1 protein-coding gene is annotated in these 1,255 nt (G+C 63.3%); it reads right to left on the reverse strand.

Annotation, left to right across the window (positions count from 1 at the left end):
- Nucleotides 1-532 precede the first annotated feature (532 nt).
- The coding region (locus ACFYTS_RS36570; RefSeq protein ID WP_387309770.1) for a DUF222 domain-containing protein at nucleotides 533-1,255 on the reverse strand (723 nt) is incomplete at its 5' end.

Consider the following 1,255-nt stretch of genomic DNA (forward strand, 5'->3'; position numbering starts at 1 on the left):
CTGAACTTCCGCGATTTCCTCTGCGCCACAAGCCACTCCGTTCAGTCACCCAATCCTAGATTGGGACACTGTCCGAAGAACATCAGGCACCTCAAAAGTGACCAAAAGACAAAGACGCCTGGAGAAGGAAGAGAGGTGGCCGAGCTTGCGAGGCCCCTCACCTACCAGCCCTCACCGGTGAAGACAGGAGAAGGAAGAGAGGGTGGCCGAGTTTACGAGGCCCCTCACCTACCAGCCCTCACCGGTGAAGACAGGAGAAGGAAGAGAGGGTGGCCGAGTTTACGAGGCCCCTCACCTACCAGCCCTCACCGGTGAAGACAGGAGAAGGAAGAGAGGTGGCCGAGTTTACGAGGCCCCTCACCCACCAGCCCCCTCTAGGTTCGGCCGTGCGTCGTCCCGGCGTAGGGGAAGAGCGGCGGGTGGGCTTCTCGAAGTGGCTTGTTGTCCAGAGGCCTTCGGGTCTTTGTCTGGAGAAGGTGATGCGTGCAGTCCGCGGGCCGGGATCGGCCGGGGGACGGCTCCCAGCCCGGCGTCAGCCCAAGTCCGGCAGGGCAGACGAGGCAACCACACTCCGCGTAGCCTTGCGCACGCCAGCAGGACACGAACGGCTCGGATTCGACGACACCCATGAACGCCACGTCCGGCAACTGGAATCGACCGCAGCAGCGATCACCTGCCCCACGTGATGACGATCGTTCACACGCGGCGTCCCGGTGGGATCAACACTCTTCGGAGCAATCCACCCAACCCGGCCCGCATGAGGTGAGTCTTTACCCATCACAACGGTTTTCCAGCCATCAGGGCCATCATTGATCAACGCGTGACAGTGATCGCACGCGAACGCCAGATTGTCGACATCGGTCGGCCCACCCTTGACCCAATCGGTGACATGGTGGGCGGCACACATACTGGCTGGCTGCTCACACCCGGGTCGCGTGCACCCTTTGTCCCGGGTCAGGAGTGCCAATCGTTGGGCTTCGCTGGCGGTACGGCGGGAGCGTTGCAGGTAGAGCGGCATCCCGTTCCCGTCGAGGACCGCGATCACCGGGTGCGAATCCGCAGCCATCTTCAACGCCTCGGCCACCGACACCTGCGTCCCGGACGCAGTCGTCGCGACCCCGGACCCGGTCTCGAAATCCGCCAAGCTCATGCTCAGCACCACCTGCACCGGCATCCCCCGGTGCGAACCCAGATCACTGACATCCACACCGGGCTGCAGCAACGCGAACAACGCGTCATGGGTACGCTGCCCCGC

This window comes from Nocardia sp. NPDC004151, from assembly GCF_042874235.1.
Classification (GTDB): domain Bacteria; phylum Actinomycetota; class Actinomycetes; order Mycobacteriales; family Mycobacteriaceae; genus Nocardia.